The organism is Thermosporothrix sp. COM3 (assembly GCF_059696735.1).
The window spans coordinates 1,843,447-1,858,316 of record NZ_AP019376.1; the positions used below are offsets into that span (position 1 = coordinate 1,843,447).

Sequence of the window (14,870 nt, forward strand, 5' to 3'; positions counted from 1 at the left end):
GTAATAAAAGGTGTTATAGATGATACAATAGATCAGAAGACGTGCAAGGACAGGGGTACGCGAAAAGTCGGTACCCCTGTCTCTCAGGACTATGCCGGAACCAGTTCGGTCTGGCGGTCCCAATGGCGATGTTGGGCGATTGCCTGCGCGAAGTGGTCAGACAGCACATTCAGGTCTGCCACATTCTGAGCAGTGACAACGCCAGCCGCATCAACGACCCCCCCGTTTGACGTCGGATCGCTGAGCGTCAGGTTGGGAATGTTGGCATGTTTGAGGAGGTCAATACCATCTCCAATAGCGGCGATTGCCTTCCCATGCTTGTATGCTTCGGCGACGAAGTGACGTGCCTTGCCCTGCTTTTGTAGTCGTGAGAGATTCTCGCGGCCATCGGGCACAAAGACGGCATCGAACATGATAGAACTGGTTGTTGGTGCATTGACATCGACCGGAATTTCCTGCCCTGATGAACCTTTGATTGTGCCAAGCGCGTTAGCGATCACAAAGACATGTGCTCCCTTGCTTTCCAGCGTCTTTTTGAGCTGCTGAATTGTGGAGTCGTTCACCCCATCGGCGGCAAGGATGGCCACGCGTCTACTTTTGATCGAATCATTCTTCTGATTTTCAAGGCTCAAGGCAGGTGACTGCTCTACCGTGCGCTTACCGGAAGGAGGCTGAACGCCGGGGCGCGGGTTATTCGTCGGGATGTTCACGCCGATACCCTCTGCGATACGGACTGCGAGATCGTGATCCACGTGCTCATAGAGCCCGACCATGCGTTCGCGAACCTCTTTTGAAGGAACCTTCCCCAGCTCAAAGTGAGCGGCCTCTACCAGATGTTCCTGCTCAGGAGGCGTGAGGCTCTTCCAGAAAAGGGTAGCCTGACTGAAGTAGTCCATGAAGCTCTCACTGCGACTCCGAATCTTCTGGCCCTCAACTTTTTCGGCATAGTGGACATAGCCATGCGTTGATTCTGGGGCCAGCATCGGACAGCCGCCACCCAGGGAGTTCGGGAAGTAGCTGGTTTTGCCTGTATTGATCGTCTGGCGCATGTAGCCATCGCGCTGGTTATTATGAACCGGTGCCAGTGGGCGATTAACCGGGATCTCGGCAAAGTTCGGCCCACCCAGACGGATCAACTGGGTATCGAGATAGGAGAACAACCGGCCCTGAAGCAGAGGGTCATTGGTGAAATCGATGCCCGGAACGACGTGACCGGGATGGAACGCTACCTGCTCTGTTTCGGCAAAGAAGTTTTCCGGGTTGCGGTTCAGCGTCATTTTCCCGATGCGCTGCACTGGAATGACCTCTTCCGGGATAATCTTTGTCGGGTCCAGCACATCGAAGGCGAACGAAAACTCTTCGCTTTCCTCAAAGATCTGCACGCCGAGCTCATATTCGGGATAGTCGCCCATCTCGATCGCTTCCCAGAGGTCGCGACGGAGCCAATCGGGGTCCTGACCGGCCATTTTTTGCGCTTCATCCCAGACCAGCGAATGGGCGCCGAGTACTGGTTTCCAATGGAATTTGACGAAATGCGCTTTCCCTTGCTCGTTGACGAAGCGGAACGTGTGAACGCCGAAGCCCTCCATCATGCGGAAGCTGCGCGGGATGGCGCGATCTGAGAGCAGCCACATGGTCATGTGAGTGGCCTCGGGCATGAGCGAGAAGAAGTCCCAGGCTGTGGCATGGGCTGTAGCGGCCTGTGGCATCTCGCTATCCGGTTCTGGCTTCACCGCATGTACCATATCTGGAAATTTGATGGCGTCCTGGATGAAGAAGACCGGAAAGTTATTTCCAACGAGATCGAACACGCCGTCCTTCGTGTAGAATTTGGTGGCAAAGCCGCGCACATCGCGTACAGTATCGGCGGAACCACGCGAGCCGACCACGGTTGAGAAGCGCACGAAGACCGGTGTTTGCTCGCCTGGATCTTGCAGGAAGCTGGCCTTCGTGTATTTGGTCATTGGCTCATATACCTGGAAGTAGCCATAGGCGCCGGCACCGCGAGCATGCACTACGCGCTCTGGAATGCGCTCATGATCGAAGTGCATCAGTTTCTCGCGGAAATGGAAGTCCTCCATCAGGGTTGGACCGCGCTCACCAGCTTTCAGCGAGTCATCTGTATGAGGAATGCGGACCCCTTGATTGGTTGTCAGATACTGCTCTTCGGGGTGCTCGCGAAAGGTGTCCAGGTTTTGAGCTTTACTGTTCTCGTTGTACTTGAATTGGTCGCTCACGGAAAAGCTCCCTTTCTAGCAAAGTTCATTCTAGCCAGATCAGATTATCCATAAAAGAGGAAAGACATGCCTGAAGTGCACTTTTCCTCGGTGATCCTGACTCTATCACGTCTCCCGAACTCGCGATGTTCCAGCGAACTCAAGGAATGGAATTCAAGCCGTCTCCACGCGCTCGATCTTCCCCAGGCTTTTTTGTTGCTCGATCCAGAAAACCTGATAATCTGGAAGCACATCCCCGCCTATCTGGAATGTGACGACGCCGTTCTTCTCATCTGCGCTGAGCAGCTTATCATGATCGCCCGCAGGGAAATCATGAGCGATAGAAGTGACAGGAGTAGTAGCAGTGACAAAAATTTCAAGTTTCATGACATTCTCTCCTGTGTTATTGTATGTATCTCCTCTTACCAGAGCACGGACGAAGGGAGAGAGCCGTTACAATGCCAGTGCTTCGCGCCTTGTATGAGCTACAGGAGTGGGAAGAGGGCAAGAAAAGGGTACGAGGAGGTTTTGAAACGGTTGTCGCTCTGTTGACTTTTGGTTGTACTCTATGGTACATAATGAAAGAGAAGAGCGCTTCGGGATGACGAGGTGTGTCCAGCTCGCTTGCTTCTGGGTTGTCAGAATGCTGTATGCTTTCCAGGATTTGGTGTTGAAGCACTGCACGGCGCAACTGGCCTATACATCTTGTTGACATCCCGACAGTAGATGATATCGTCTCTATGCCCGTATCAATGGTGTTGTACAGGGAAGTACGGCCACGTGTTGACGTGGCACTGAACGTGAAAGGAGCGTTTCTACCATGCGAGAAATGGGCTTGTCTTCGGCGAGAAAAACATGGAAGTTGCTGGCACTCGCCCTTATCGTCCTGCTTGTACCGTTGTGTGCTGTTCTGCTTGTCCCCTCGCAGGGTGCACAAGCACATGGCTCGATGTCTGCCCCGATCAGTCGGGTGTATGCCTGCTATCTGGAAGGCCCCGAGCATCCGCAATCGGCGGCCTGCAAATACGCTGTCTCGGTTGGAGGCACGCAGCCGCTTTATGACTGGAACGAGGTGCATATCCTCAATGCCAACGGTCGGCATCGTGAGCTGATCCCTGATGGCAAGCTGTGTAGCGCCAATAATCCGAAATATGGGGCGTTTGATACGCCACGCACGGACTGGTACACGACTCGGCTGCAATCGGGAGCGCAGTACACGTTCCAGTATCGAGTGACAGCAGCGCACCGAGGAACGTTTTCGCTGTATATTACGAGAAATGGCTATGATCCCACACAGCCGTTGAAATGGTCGGATCTGGAAGGCCCCTTCCTGACAGCCACCAACCCTCCCATCGTCAACGGTGCATACCAGATGACTGGCACAGTTCCAGCAGGCAAGAGCGGCCATCACCTGATCTATTCCATCTGGCAGCGCTCGGATAGCCCCGAAGCGTTCTACACCTGCTCGGACGTGTCGTTCTAGGAGTATCCAGGTTGCCTGCAACCAGAAGATGAGTGTAGGTAACCATCCGTTCATAGGAGCGCTTCCTTCCCCTTCCACAAGCATTTGGGCCGGAAGAGGAACAGGATGCGCTCCTGTTACCTCCTCCATGCCCGTAACCGTTTCATCGGACACAGCGTTTTCGCGTGTCATACATATATACGATGTTCTGGCAAAATGGGGACATCGAAAACGGGCAATTTTTTGTTTCGAGCGAAAATTCGTCATGCAAGGCTCTGTATATGCGAAATTGCCTGCCGATTGTGTAGAAAAGAGAGAAAAATGAGGCTGCTATGGTTATTCTGGCTATTTTTCCCTGGCAAGAAGTGGATCTTTTGTCGTAGTAAAAAATATTGACTGTTGATATTTAACAACATAAAATATTGAAGGTGTTGAGTAATTGGAAATGGTGGTAAAAGTGCTCCCATTAAGGGAAGAAGAACCGGAAGAATAAGCGATGCAGTCACGAGAACAGCTAGTAGCCCATTTTGAACAGGTGCTCCATGAGCACATACAGTGCGTCAACCAGCGAAACCGCTCTCTTGTTGAGCAGACGGGACTCACTGTTCCTCAAGCTAAGGTGATAGAAGCGCTGATCGGGTTTCCTGAGGGATGTTCGATGAATACTCTGAGTCATCGGGTCGGTCAATCCTGTGCATCTCTTACAGGTCTGGTTGATCGCCTCGTAAAAGTTGGACTGGTGAGCCGTGTGCCTGATATACATGATAGACGTGTCGTGCTTGTCTCTCTGACAGCGGAGGGACGCGTCTGCGTGAATGAGCTGGAGCGGCTTCGCAAGAGCTCTTTTGTCAATGATTTGCAGGATTTCACTGCTGAAGAACTGCTGCAATTTGCCTCTCTGCTTCAGAAATTTTCGCAGAGGATACAGCAAGATATTACCGTAGAGAGTGCAGGGAAGCAGGGAACGGCTGTATAGTTGCGCAATGATACTTACCAAAAAGCGGCAGAAGGCCCCTGGCTTCAGCCAAGGGGATGGATGGCGCAGGAAGCCAGCAGCAGCAGAACGTTCCCTTTCGCTTGACAGAAGACAATCATTGTGTTAGGATACGCGAAGACAGTGAGGACGAACAAGGAGCAAGGGATGCTGATCTACGAATACAAGCTGGATGGGTCGAAAGCACAATTCGCCACCATCGAGGAAGCTATCCGCACCACCCAGTTCATTCGCAACAAGTGCCTGCGCCTCTGGATGGATGCACGCGGCGTCTCCAGGAATGACCTGCAGCGGTATTGCGCTGTGCTGGCCAGACAGTTCCCTTTTGCACTCTCCCTCAACTCGCAGGCCCGGCAAGCTGCCGCTGACCGAGCGTGGGCTGCCATCTCCCGTTTCTACGAGCACTGTCGCCTCAAGATACCCGGCAAGAAGGGCTATCCTCAGTTCCAGCGTGATTGTCGCAGTGTCGAGTACAAGACCACGGGCTGGAAACTGGAGGCCGATGGCATTCATATTCGCTTCACAGATGGCTGTGGCATTGGCCGGCTGCGCCTCATCGGCTCGCGCGATATCATGACCTTTCCCCTCTCACAGATCAAGCGGGTACGGCTGCTCCGGCGGGCTGATGGGTATTCTTGCCAATTTGCGGTGGCGGCCACCCGACGCGTTGAGCATCAGCCCTCTGGCAAGCAGGTAGGCATTGATCTGGGGCTGCGTGCCTTCTTCACTGACTCCGAAGGCAACACCGTGGCTCCTCCTCAGTATCTCCGCAAAGCGGAACGGCAGCTCAAGCGGCTGCATCGTCGACTCTCGAAGACGCAGAAGCGCTCCGCCAATCGCAAGAAAGCCCGTCAAGCCCTCAGCAAAGCGTCTCTCAAGGTGCAACGGCAGCGCGAGGACTTCGCCAGAAAGCAGGCGAACGCGCTTGTCTCGTCTCACGATCCTCTTTGCCTACGAAGCCTTGCAGATCCGCCATCTCGTCAAGAACCGCTATCTGGCCAAGAGTATCGCTGATGCGGCGTGGGGGCGCTTCCTCTGGTGGGTGAGATACTATGGCACGCTGCATCGTGTTCCGGTGATCGGGGTGGAACCGGCCTTTACGACTCAGAACTGTTCTCGTTGTGGGCAGCGGGTCAAGAAGACGTTGAGTATGCGTACGCATCTGTGTCCTGGCTGTGGGCTGCTCCTCGACCGCGATCACAATGCCGCCTTGAATATCTTGCACAAAGCGCTACAGGGTACCGTCGGGCAGACGGGAACCGACGAGGGTGTCTCGTCGAACGCTTCTGGACAGCCTGCCGCTACGCGTCGTCGCACTGCGGCGCCGCGCAAGCAGGCTGGATGAAGGAAGAATCCCCGCCCTTCTGGCCTGGGGAGTGTCAATATGTAGTTACGAGAGCAATGGAGCAAACTCCTTCCTTCATTGTCTGCACATGTCGTTACTCTTGAAATCACCATTTTCAATACTGAAATGATCTGGAGCAGCAAGGTTGCTGTTCTTTGTTTTTGTCTGTTTTTATACCCTGGATTTTGTCGTTGTTTATAGTGTACCCTATAAAGTGTGCCATGCTGTTACATCTTTTTTGTGGTTGGTTCGGGTGATGTGCTACTTGTATGTCGGGTACGGTAGAAGAAATATGGGGACACCAGGGGGTTATGAGTACAGCTTTCAGCGGGTGTGGTGTGGTGTTTCTTACCTGTTTTTAGGAATGTGCTGTACAGAGTGTGGTTTTATCTCGAATTGTCTCAGGAGCGAGTATGTTTCAGAGGAAGTTAAGTCAGAAGGTGAGCGTCAGTGTTGTGTTTGTCGCTGCCATGTTCATGAGTATCATGGACGGGACGATTGTGAACACGGCACTGCCCGCAATCGGGCATCAGTTTTCTATGCCAGGGACGACGGTTGACGCGATTGTTGTTTCATATCTGGTAAGTCTGGCCGTGATTATTCCGGCTTCGGGCTGGTTGGGTGATCGTTTTGGAACGCGTCGCGTCTTTTTATGTGCGCTTGGCATGTTTACGGTGGCATCGGCGCTATGTGGTTTGGCGAATAATTTTGGTCTTCTTGTTGCTTTTCGTGTTTTACAGGGTATCGCTGGTGGGGCTATGACTCCGGTTGGTAATGCGATGTTGATTCGCACCTTCCCGCCCGCAGAGCGCGTTCAGGTCTCGCGCATCCTGAATATTCCTACCGTGCTTGCGCCTGCGACCGGTCCCGTGCTTGGTGGTTTCCTGGTGAATCAGTTCTCGTGGCACTGGGTTTTTTACGTCAATATTCCGATCGGTATTGCGGCGCTGGTGTTTGCGTTGCTCTTCCTGCGCGGCTTCGATGAGCGTACTGCGGAGCGCTTCGACATTCCCGGCTTCTTCCTTGCCGGTATTGGTCTGGCGCTTGGTATGTATGCAATGAGCGAGGGTCCCAAGTACGGTTGGCTCTCTCCGACTATTCTCGGCGGCCTGGTTGCTGGTCTGGTTTTGATTGCTGTATTTATATTTGTGGAACTTCGGATAAGGGCTCCAATGCTGAACCTGCGCTTGATGACGAATGGCCTGTTCCGCAACAGCAATCTGGTGACGGTGCTGACCGGAGCCGCTTTTATGGGCGTACTGTATGTCGCGCCGCTCTTCTTGCAGGAGGGACGGCAGGTTGACGCCCTGACCTCTGGCCTGACAACCTGTACTGAGGCCCTGGGCGTGATTGTGGGCACTCAGATCGCTTCCCGCATCTATCCGGTTATCGGGCCGCGACGCCTGATGATTGGTGGTATCGTGAGCGCAGCGATTGTGATGGCGTTGCTGGTCGTGATGGGCCAGACAACCGATCTGTGGATTATGCGCCTCTTGATGTTCCTGCTCGGTTACTGCATGGCACACATCTTCATCTCGACTCAGACGGCGGCATTTGCGAACGTGACGGCGAGTGAGACCGGGCATGCATCGGCTCTCTATAATACAGTGCGTCAGGTTGGTTCCGCGCTTGGTGTTGCGGTGCTCAGTACGGTGATTACGGCTGTTGGGCCGACGACGGTGACGGCTTCGGGCACAACAGTTCCGAATCTGAATGCGTATCATGCTGCCTTTATCGGTTCTGCAATTATTGCGCTGTTCGCCCTCTTCTTCGCCTTCCGTGTGAGCGACAAGGAGGCCGAGGCAACAATGCGAAAGAAGCAGCCGAGAGAGCAGGTCGAGGCAACATTGAGTACTGAAGCGAGCATCTAAAGGGAGAAGTGCGGTTATAAGCCTCTTCTCGGAGCAAAAAAGAAGTGTGAAAGGGATACCGTATCACGTATGCGGTATCCCTTTTTTGTATATCTGCATCAATGAGCGAGTTTGCGCCCGATGCACAGTGCAATGCGATGTGAGAAATAGAGCTGGCCATCCTGTACATATGGTCGTGTTCCGCTGAGATCCTGTTCGCTGTCCCGTTGTAGCATTTCGCGAACCTCGACGGCTTGCTGCTCAGGCGTGTGAGCATTGCGGAGCCAGCTTTCAAGCTGTTGTGGGCGAGTTTCAGTCGAGATATGTTCTATTTCTAATCCACAGGCCGTAAAGAGGGCAAGTAGTGCGCTGATCGATAGTGCCTGCGTGTGCGAGGGATCACGGAGCCGCTCGAAACGGTTTTGATACTCGGCACGGGCTGGATGCTCACTTGTTATCAGATCGTTGATGACAACGGAGCCATTCGGGCGACAGACGCGCGTCATCTCGGCAAGCATTCGCCGGGGAGTTTCAACGTGATGAAGGGCGAAGCGCGATACGACAATATCAAAGCGCTGATCTTCAAATGGAAGCTGCTCCGCATCTCCAACCTGAAAGCGAAGCCGTTCTAGCCCGCGCTCTTTGCGCTTCAGCTCGGCGATAGCAAGGGGAGCGTCGGTCAGATCGATACCAATCACGTCGCATCCGGCCTCTGCAAATGCCATCGCGATAGAACCGGGACCGGTGGCAACATCGAGTACATGTGCCTGGGGAGCGGGATGCACAGTCTCGACCAGACGGCGCAGCGACTCCTCATTCGTGATGAACGGGTTGGCGGCATAGGCGTTTGCTTGCCTGGTAAATGCCTGGCGAATGGTCTCTTTGTGGGACATTTCTTGTCTCCTTACTTGCCTGGGATGTCATCCTTTTGTGTATCTGGCACTCTTTTTTGTGCGCTTTTTGGCGTTATCTCTTGTGTTTGGGTCGGAGATACTGCGAAAAAGGAGTATACATCGGGTGTTGTTAAAGGTCTTTTTTGTCTACTTCTCTACTGGATATAATAGCACAAGCGGAATCTCGCGTGTTGTGCGTTGCTGGTATTTGCCGTAGAGTGGAGCGCGTTCCAGTACCAGCGGCCAGAGCTGCTGACGCTGTTCGGGGCTGGCTATCTCCGCCCGCATGTTCTGCGTGTTCGCACCTATAGTAACGATAACATCTGGATGATGTTTGAGATTAAGGTACCAGGCGGGATGATGGGGTGAACCGCCGTAGGAGGCCACGAGTATGTATGTCTGATCTTCGCGAATGTACCGCAAGGGCAGTGTGCGCTTTTTGCCCGATCTGCGCCCGATGGTTGTGAGTAGAAGAAGTCCGCTATGCTTGCCGAACATGCCGATCCGGCCGCCCGTGATGCGGTATAGGAAGAGAATGACGGCATTGAGCACACTGAAAAAAGATTTTCGCATTTCGTCACCTTTCGCTTGAACGATCTCTCTCTTGTACAACGAAAGAAGGGCGATCTGCGAGACAGGCGGCATGGCTGTCTGTATGAGAGCGCTGTCCAGCAGACGGCCAGCGCTCTCAAGAGCCGTTATGCATTGGTGGGCTGGTTCGGCTCCTCAAGCCAGTGTGTTATCATTTCGCTGACCGGGTGAATGCTGATCTGTTGCAATGGTTCGTCGCCTGAGTTGATGAAGCGATGCGGCGTGTTGGGCGGTACAACGAGAATAGTTCCGCCCTCTACCTCTATTGCCTGATCTTCAAGATAGAAAGTGACCTGCCCCTTCTGAACGATAAATGTTTCGGCGTAGGGGTGCATATGGAGGCCGGGACCATGACCGGGAAGTGTGTATGAGAGGAAAAACGAGACGGGTGCATTTCCGTGCTCGCTTCCTAGAAACAGGTAGCTGCTCCCATTTTTGGGGAGATCCTGAATAGCTATACGTGTCTGCATCGCTATGACCTTTCTTGTCTATGGGTGTGCTCCGGCAATAGGACTGAATTGCATGCTTGCGAGCAGCCAGCGCCCTTGCTGACGAACAAAGACCATCGTAACACGGTACTGACCCTGAATCGGGTTCCCTTGAGATGCGCCTTTCAGCTCTTCGCGCACCAGAACGATCGCCGTATCTCCGTACAGACGGATGTAGGGATCTTGAAGCCTGACCATCTCGTGGCGTAGGTCACGTAAACCGGGCCAGCGTTTGCGCCTTTGTAAGCTGGAAGCCGAGAGGGCCAACGCACATGAAATCGTCGGCGAGAAGCTGCTGAAGCGCTGCAACATCCCCCTTCTGTTCTGCCTCACCATAGTGCTGCACGAGATCTTGAATTTCCTGTTGCATGCTGGATACCTTTCTTCCGACCGCTTTACATTCCCCGGTGGGCGGCCTATTATATAGGCAGACTGTCTAATGAAATTTTAGATGTACTGACTATACAATAAATTATGCGGAGGTGTCAAGCTCTTTATGAGTCCTCGTCCCTATCGCCTCGGACAACGCCAGGCAAGCACCGAGCAGACCCGCGCCCGAATTCTTGCGGCTGCTCGCTCGTTGCTGATGGCCTCCGACGGCTTTTCCAGCTTTTCTATTGAAATGGTGGCGAAAGAGGCCGATGTTGCCCGAATGACCGTTTATCATCAGTTCGGCTCGAAAATTGGACTTCTTGAAGTGTTATGTGATTCGCTGGCGGCAAGTGGCGGGATGGAGCACATGGCAACCATATTTCAGCAGCCTCGGCCGCTCAAGGCACTTCAGATGTATATCCAACTGTTTGGACGCTTCTGGGATGAGGATCGGCTGGTGATGCGGCGTTTGCGAGCGCTGGCCGCTTTGAATCCTGATTTTGAGCAGGTGATACGTACAAGAGATGGGTGGCGACGCAAAGGGGTTCAGGTATTGACCCAGCGTCTTGCTGATAGCAGGCTGCTTCCGCCTGGTAAGCCGCTTGATGAGATTGTGGATCTGCTGTTTACCCTGACCAGTTTCGAGACGTTTGATCTGCTGGCCGGGCCTGAGAAGCGAATTCAGGATGTGGTGCCTCTTGTTCAAAAGCTCACACATGCCGCTTTACAGCTTCCGGACATGGCAGAGGATGCCGTCAGCGAAGGCGAGCCCGCTGGGAAGCCATGTTGTGATGCAGGGGAATAAGCGTTTTCAGCACCTTCCCCTTGCCAGATGGGTGCCCGATACGGTACACTACATAGAGATACCTCAAAATATGCTCAAGAAATTGGGCTTTTTGCTCAAGAAAAGAGTCAAGGAGTGCCGGGAAGCCTGGTCGGCCACCGGCGCTCTTTTTGCGTTGCATGCTGGCGAGCGTCGGTGTGGATAGGTTGTTGAGAAGAAAGGATGATGTACAGGCATGCAACAGAAGGAACTCGTGGCACGTCCAAAAAACCTCTCGGTCGCTGCTCTCCTCTTGCGACCATTTCAGGTGTTTGTTCATGCGAAAAGTAGTAGCGGCATATTGCTATTATTCTGCACCATATTTGCGCTGATCTGGGCAAACTCTCCCTGGGCGCAGAGTTATCATGATCTCTGGGAACGGCATTTTGTAGTCGGGTTTACCGGTCTACAGCTTGACCTCTCGCTCCATACCTGGATCAATGACGGGTTAATGGCGATATTTTTCCTGCTGGTCGGGCTTGAGATCAAACGCGAGATCCTCGTTGGTGAGCTTTCTCGCTTACGACAGGCACTCCTGCCCATGATGGCAGCGTTTGGCGGTGTGCTGTTTCCGGCTCTGATCTACCTGGCGTTCAACTGGAACACGGAGGCAGCGTCGGGCTGGGGCGTCCCAATGGCGACCGATATCGCGTTCGCATTAGGAGTGCTGGCGCTGCTCGGGCCGCGCATTCCGCTGAACCTCAAGGTGTTTCTGGCGGCGCTTGCCATTGTGGATGACCTGATTGCTGTTTTGATGATTGCTCTGTTCTACTCGAAAGGAATCGACCTGATAGCGCTGGCGCTTGCCGGTGGTTGTATGGTTCTTTTGTTGGCCTGTAACGCGCTTGGCGTGCGTCATCCGCTGGTATATGCCGGGCTTGGCGTGCTGCTCTGGGTCACTATGCTGGCTTCGGGGGTGCATGCGACGATTGCGGGCGTGCTGCTGGCTTTTACTATTCCTGTACGTTCGCGGATTGACAGTGAAACTTTTGTGCGACAGAGTCGTGAAATGCTCGACTCATTTGAGGAAAGCAACGCGCCGGGCCTCGGTCTGGTGATGGACGATCAGCAGCAGGCCTCTGTGCGGGCGTTAGAGATGAGAGCCGAGGCGATTCAAGCTCCATTGCAACGAATCGAGCAGGCATTACATGTGCCGGTTTCGTTTCTCATCATCCCACTATTTGTACTGGCAAACGCGGGCGTCCCGCTTGATTGGAGCGCTCTGGCCTCCCTTGCCAGTCCATTGAGCCTGGGCGTTTTTCTGGGGCTTGTCGCCGGGAAACAGGTTGGTATTACGCTGTTCTCATGGCTCGCGGTGCGTCTCAAGCTGGCTGAGCTGCCCGAAGGGGTACGCTGGCGGCATATCTATGGTGTGGGCTGGCTAGGCGGGATCGGCTTCACCATGTCAATGTTTATTGCTGATCTGGCGTTCTTGCCCGCGTATCCCGAATTGCTGAATATGGCGAAGATCGGTATCCTGCTGGCACTGCTCCTGGCCGGGGCTGGCGGTTATCTGTTACTGGCAACAGGTTCCCGGGAGAGCGTTGCGCGGTCGCTTTCAAATCAGAAAAATTGAAATGCATCGATAGTAAAAGGGAAAGAGCAGCCATGCCGGTTGCTCTTTCTGCGTTTATGATACATGTTCTAGCTGATTGCCTGTGCTGCGGATCGGCCTGCCGTGCGTCCTGAGAAAATACAACCGCCCAGAAAGGTTCCTTCCAGTGCCCGATAGCCATGCATGCCACCGCCGCCAAAGCCGGTTACTTCGCCCGCAGCATAGAGGCCCGGGATTGCTTGATCGTCTGCTTTCAACACACGCCCGGAGAGGTCTGTTTTGATACCACCGAGCGTTTTGCGTGTCAGGATTGAGAGGCGGACTGCGATCAATGGCCCGGCGGAGGGGTCAAGCAGGCGGTGCGGCCTGGCGACGCGGACGATCCGATCTCCCAGGAACGCCCGTGCGCCACGAATAGCAGTCACCTGGGCGTCCTTACTGAAGGGATTCAGGATCTCGCGGTCGCGGGCGACAACCTCTCGTTCCAGTTCGGCAGCGTCGATGAGCTCTTCGCCGGTCAGTTGGTTCATGGCGCGCACCAGATCGGATAGCTTGCGCTCAACGAGGAAATCGACACCCTTCTGCTTGAATGCTTCGATGGGCCCGGGAGCGCCCGGCAACACGCGGCTCAGCGTTTTCGCAAGGCTGCGTCCGGTCAAATCGGGGTTCTGTTCGGAGCCGGACAGTGCAAACTCACGCTCAATGATGCGCTGGTTGAGCAGGAACCAGGAATGTTCATAGCCCGAAGTGGTGATATGTTGCAGCGCTCCCAGCGTGTCGAATCCGGGGAAAAGCGGCACCGGTAGCCGTTTCCCGCGAGCGTCCAACCACAATGGAGACGGGCCGCTGAGAATACGAATGGCGTGCAGGCTCCAGATCGGCGCATAGTTGTGAATGCCTTCGGGGTAGTGCCACATGCGGTCAGGGTTGATGATATGGCCGCCGTTTGCCGCGACCACCTCCAGCATACGACCATCAACGTGATCGGGCACGCCTGAGAGGAGCTTTCGCGGCGCTGGCCCCAGGCGCTGAGGCCAGTTGCGGCGCACCAGTTCGTGGTTCGCGCCGATACCTCCCGATGTGACGATGACAGCCTGCGCTTTCAGGCTGAAGGTGCCTGTGACGGTGCGCGAACTGGGCATGCCACGTTCAATATTGCTCGGTTCCAGGATATCGCCCTCAACGCCCTCAACGACGCCGCCATTGAGGCGCAGCGCGGTAACACGATGTCGAAAGCGCAATGACACACGACCTTGCTTCTCTCCCTCGCGTACGCGCCAGACAAACGGCTCCAGCACGCCCGGGCCGGTTCCCCAGGTGACGTGAAAGCGTGGAACCGAGTTCCCATGCCCGGTTGCAAGGTAGCCGCCGCGTTCGGCCCACTGCACAATGGGAAAAACACGAATTCCGCGCGTATGCAGCCAGGAATATTTCTCTCCTGCTGCAAAGGCAACATACGCTTGTGCCCATTGACGCGGCCAATAATCCTCTTCCCTGTCGAAACCGGCAGTCCCTTGCCAGTCCTGCCAGGCCAGTTCGTATGAGTCGCGAATACCCAGACGGCGCTGCTCTGGCGAGTCGACGAAAAATAGGCCACCGAAAGACCAGAACGCCTGCCCGCCAAGCGAGCATTCAGGTTCCTGTTCAACGATGATGACCCGCCGCCCTGCGGCGATAAGCTCGGTAGCGGCCACCAGACCCGCCAGGCCTGCGCCAACAATTATAACGTCTGCTTCGCCCTGCATCTGCTGCTCTCCTTTCGCCCCGATGTCAAGAAATAGTTTCATCTTTATGCATCTCATGCGAGATATTCTGTGATGTACTCTAAAACGTGCAGCAGGCCTCTGTCAAGCGGCTTGCCTTGCTCCGAACGGGTGTTTCTTGTCGAAACGAATTGTGTGTGATATAATGCGCACTATTGTGAAAACAGTGAAATGAGGATAGACTATAGTGGAATTAAAGCACTTGTCGGAAGAAATAGAGGCTATTTCAAAGGGCTATGCCGAAAAGTACGCGATTGAGCGCGACGCCACCTGGTTTCTCTTGAAGTTGCAGGAAGAAGTCGGCGAGCTGATTCAGAGCTATCTGATGCTCGCGGGCAAGGCGCGAAAGAAGGGAAAGACGCCTGAAGAGCTTCAAGCTGCATTTGAGGAAGAGGTTGCGGATGTTTTCTGCCAGACGCTTCTGCTTGCTCACTTGCACAATATTGATATAGAAGAGGTCGTCAAGAAAAAGTGGTTATACTGGAAAAATGCCTGAAGAGATAACGCGAGAAATAGTG

14 protein-coding genes and 1 pseudogene are annotated in these 14,870 nt (G+C 54.2%); 7 read left to right on the top strand and 8 right to left on the bottom strand.

Translation table 11 applies throughout. The features are described from left to right. Positions 1 to 89 precede the first annotated feature (89 nt). Together KTH_RS08090 and KTH_RS08095 are read right to left on the bottom strand one after the other, a co-directional pair. Positions 90 to 2,237: a catalase gene (locus tag KTH_RS08090; protein WP_497617717.1), complete on the bottom strand. Its 2,148-nt coding sequence runs from the start codon at positions 2,235 to 2,237 to the stop codon at positions 90 to 92. A gap of 153 nt (positions 2,238 to 2,390) precedes the next feature. Then, positions 2,391 to 2,603 carry a hypothetical protein gene (locus KTH_RS08095; protein WP_497617719.1) on the bottom strand — a complete coding sequence of 71 codons (213 nt, stop codon included), beginning with the start codon at positions 2,601 to 2,603 and terminating at the stop codon, positions 2,391 to 2,393. A 433-nt stretch (positions 2,604 to 3,036) separates the two neighbouring features. On the opposite strand from KTH_RS08095, the gene KTH_RS08100 reads away from it, so the two are divergent. From KTH_RS08100 to KTH_RS08115, 4 genes and pseudogenes are all read left to right on the top strand, one after another. Next, complete coding sequence (locus KTH_RS08100) at positions 3,037 to 3,699, top strand: lytic polysaccharide monooxygenase auxiliary activity family 9 protein (RefSeq protein WP_497617722.1); 663 nt, start codon at positions 3,037 to 3,039, stop codon at positions 3,697 to 3,699. Between the two features lie 475 nt (positions 3,700 to 4,174). Next, positions 4,175 to 4,654, top strand: coding sequence for a MarR family winged helix-turn-helix transcriptional regulator (locus tag KTH_RS08105; RefSeq protein WP_497617724.1), 480 nt, complete (start codon positions 4,175 to 4,177; stop codon positions 4,652 to 4,654). 165 nt (positions 4,655 to 4,819) lie between these two features. Beyond that, positions 4,820 to 6,017 (top strand): annotated as a pseudogene (locus tag KTH_RS08110) (RNA-guided endonuclease InsQ/TnpB family protein). 413 nt (positions 6,018 to 6,430) lie between these two features. Further along, positions 6,431 to 7,888 (top strand): MDR family MFS transporter, encoded by a 1,458-nt coding sequence (locus KTH_RS08115; protein WP_497617727.1) that lies wholly within the window; start codon positions 6,431 to 6,433, stop codon positions 7,886 to 7,888. A 98-nt stretch (positions 7,889 to 7,986) separates the two neighbouring features. On the opposite strand, the gene KTH_RS08120 is transcribed toward KTH_RS08115, so the two are convergent. From KTH_RS08120 to KTH_RS08140, 5 genes are all read right to left on the bottom strand, one after another. Further along, positions 7,987 to 8,760, bottom strand: coding sequence for a class I SAM-dependent methyltransferase (locus KTH_RS08120; RefSeq protein ID WP_497617729.1), 774 nt, complete (start codon positions 8,758 to 8,760; stop codon positions 7,987 to 7,989). Between the two features lie 147 nt (positions 8,761 to 8,907). Continuing rightward, a complete protein-coding gene (locus KTH_RS08125; protein ID WP_497617731.1) occupies positions 8,908 to 9,333 on the bottom strand; it encodes a nitroreductase family deazaflavin-dependent oxidoreductase in 426 nt (141 codons plus the stop codon). 125 nt (positions 9,334 to 9,458) lie between these two features. Beyond that, positions 9,459 to 9,821, bottom strand: a complete 363-nt coding sequence (locus KTH_RS08130) for a cupin domain-containing protein (RefSeq protein ID WP_497617732.1) — start codon at positions 9,819 to 9,821, stop codon at positions 9,459 to 9,461. Between the two features lie 18 nt (positions 9,822 to 9,839). Beyond that, positions 9,840 to 10,037, bottom strand: a complete 198-nt coding sequence (locus KTH_RS08135; RefSeq protein WP_497617734.1) for a nuclear transport factor 2 family protein — start codon at positions 10,035 to 10,037, stop codon at positions 9,840 to 9,842. Between the two features lie 13 nt (positions 10,038 to 10,050). After that, entirely contained in the window at positions 10,051 to 10,209 is a 159-nt protein-coding gene (locus KTH_RS08140) for a nuclear transport factor 2 family protein (RefSeq protein ID WP_170142686.1), read from the bottom strand. Between the two features lie 126 nt (positions 10,210 to 10,335). Here KTH_RS08140 and KTH_RS08145 point away from each other — a divergent pair, with 126 nt between their 5' ends. Together KTH_RS08145 and nhaA are read left to right on the top strand one after the other, a co-directional pair. Further along, on the top strand, positions 10,336 to 11,016 hold the full coding sequence (locus KTH_RS08145) for a TetR/AcrR family transcriptional regulator (RefSeq protein WP_497617736.1): 681 nt from the start codon (positions 10,336 to 10,338) through the stop codon (positions 11,014 to 11,016). A gap of 214 nt (positions 11,017 to 11,230) precedes the next feature. Next, positions 11,231 to 12,610: a Na+/H+ antiporter NhaA gene (gene nhaA, locus KTH_RS08150; RefSeq protein WP_497617737.1), complete on the top strand. Its 1,380-nt coding sequence runs from the start codon at positions 11,231 to 11,233 to the stop codon at positions 12,608 to 12,610. 68 nt (positions 12,611 to 12,678) lie between these two features. On the opposite strand, the gene KTH_RS08155 is transcribed toward nhaA, so the two are convergent. Beyond that, the gene (locus KTH_RS08155) at positions 12,679 to 14,334 is read right to left on the bottom strand and encodes an FAD-binding dehydrogenase (RefSeq protein ID WP_497623203.1); all 1,656 of its coding nucleotides are present in this window, start codon (positions 14,332 to 14,334) and stop codon (positions 12,679 to 12,681) included. Positions 14,335 to 14,539: 205 nt separating this feature from the next. Here KTH_RS08155 and KTH_RS08160 point away from each other — a divergent pair, with 205 nt between their 5' ends. Further along, positions 14,540 to 14,848, top strand: a complete 309-nt coding sequence (locus tag KTH_RS08160) for a MazG nucleotide pyrophosphohydrolase domain-containing protein (protein WP_497617738.1) — start codon at positions 14,540 to 14,542, stop codon at positions 14,846 to 14,848. Positions 14,849 to 14,870: the final 22 nt, after the last annotated feature.

What these genes read in the sequence shown, in the direction of transcription:
- KTH_RS08105 (WP_497617724.1), top strand. Translation starts at nt 4,175, where the DNA reads ATGCAGTCACGAGAACAGCTAGTAGCCCATTTTGAACAGGTGCTCCAT.
- KTH_RS08120 (WP_497617729.1), bottom strand. Translation starts at nt 8,760, where the DNA reads ATGTCCCACAAAGAGACCATTCGCCAGGCATTTACCAGGCAAGCAAAC.
- KTH_RS08115 (WP_497617727.1), top strand. Translation starts at nt 6,431, where the DNA reads ATGTTTCAGAGGAAGTTAAGTCAGAAGGTGAGCGTCAGTGTTGTGTTT.
- KTH_RS08100 (WP_497617722.1), top strand. Translation starts at nt 3,037, where the DNA reads ATGCGAGAAATGGGCTTGTCTTCGGCGAGAAAAACATGGAAGTTGCTG.
- KTH_RS08140 (WP_170142686.1), bottom strand. Translation starts at nt 10,209, where the DNA reads ATGCAACAGGAAATTCAAGATCTCGTGCAGCACTATGGTGAGGCAGAA.
- KTH_RS08155 (WP_497623203.1), bottom strand. Translation starts at nt 14,334, where the DNA reads ATGCAGGGCGAAGCAGACGTTATAATTGTTGGCGCAGGCCTGGCGGGT.
- nhaA (WP_497617737.1), top strand. Translation starts at nt 11,231, where the DNA reads ATGCAACAGAAGGAACTCGTGGCACGTCCAAAAAACCTCTCGGTCGCT.
- KTH_RS08125 (WP_497617731.1), bottom strand. Translation starts at nt 9,333, where the DNA reads ATGCGAAAATCTTTTTTCAGTGTGCTCAATGCCGTCATTCTCTTCCTA.
- KTH_RS08145 (WP_497617736.1), top strand. Translation starts at nt 10,336, where the DNA reads ATGAGTCCTCGTCCCTATCGCCTCGGACAACGCCAGGCAAGCACCGAG.
- KTH_RS08130 (WP_497617732.1), bottom strand. Translation starts at nt 9,821, where the DNA reads ATGCAGACACGTATAGCTATTCAGGATCTCCCCAAAAATGGGAGCAGC.
- KTH_RS08135 (WP_497617734.1), bottom strand. Translation starts at nt 10,037, where the DNA reads ATGGTCAGGCTTCAAGATCCCTACATCCGTCTGTACGGAGATACGGCG.
- KTH_RS08095 (WP_497617719.1), bottom strand. Translation starts at nt 2,603, where the DNA reads ATGAAACTTGAAATTTTTGTCACTGCTACTACTCCTGTCACTTCTATC.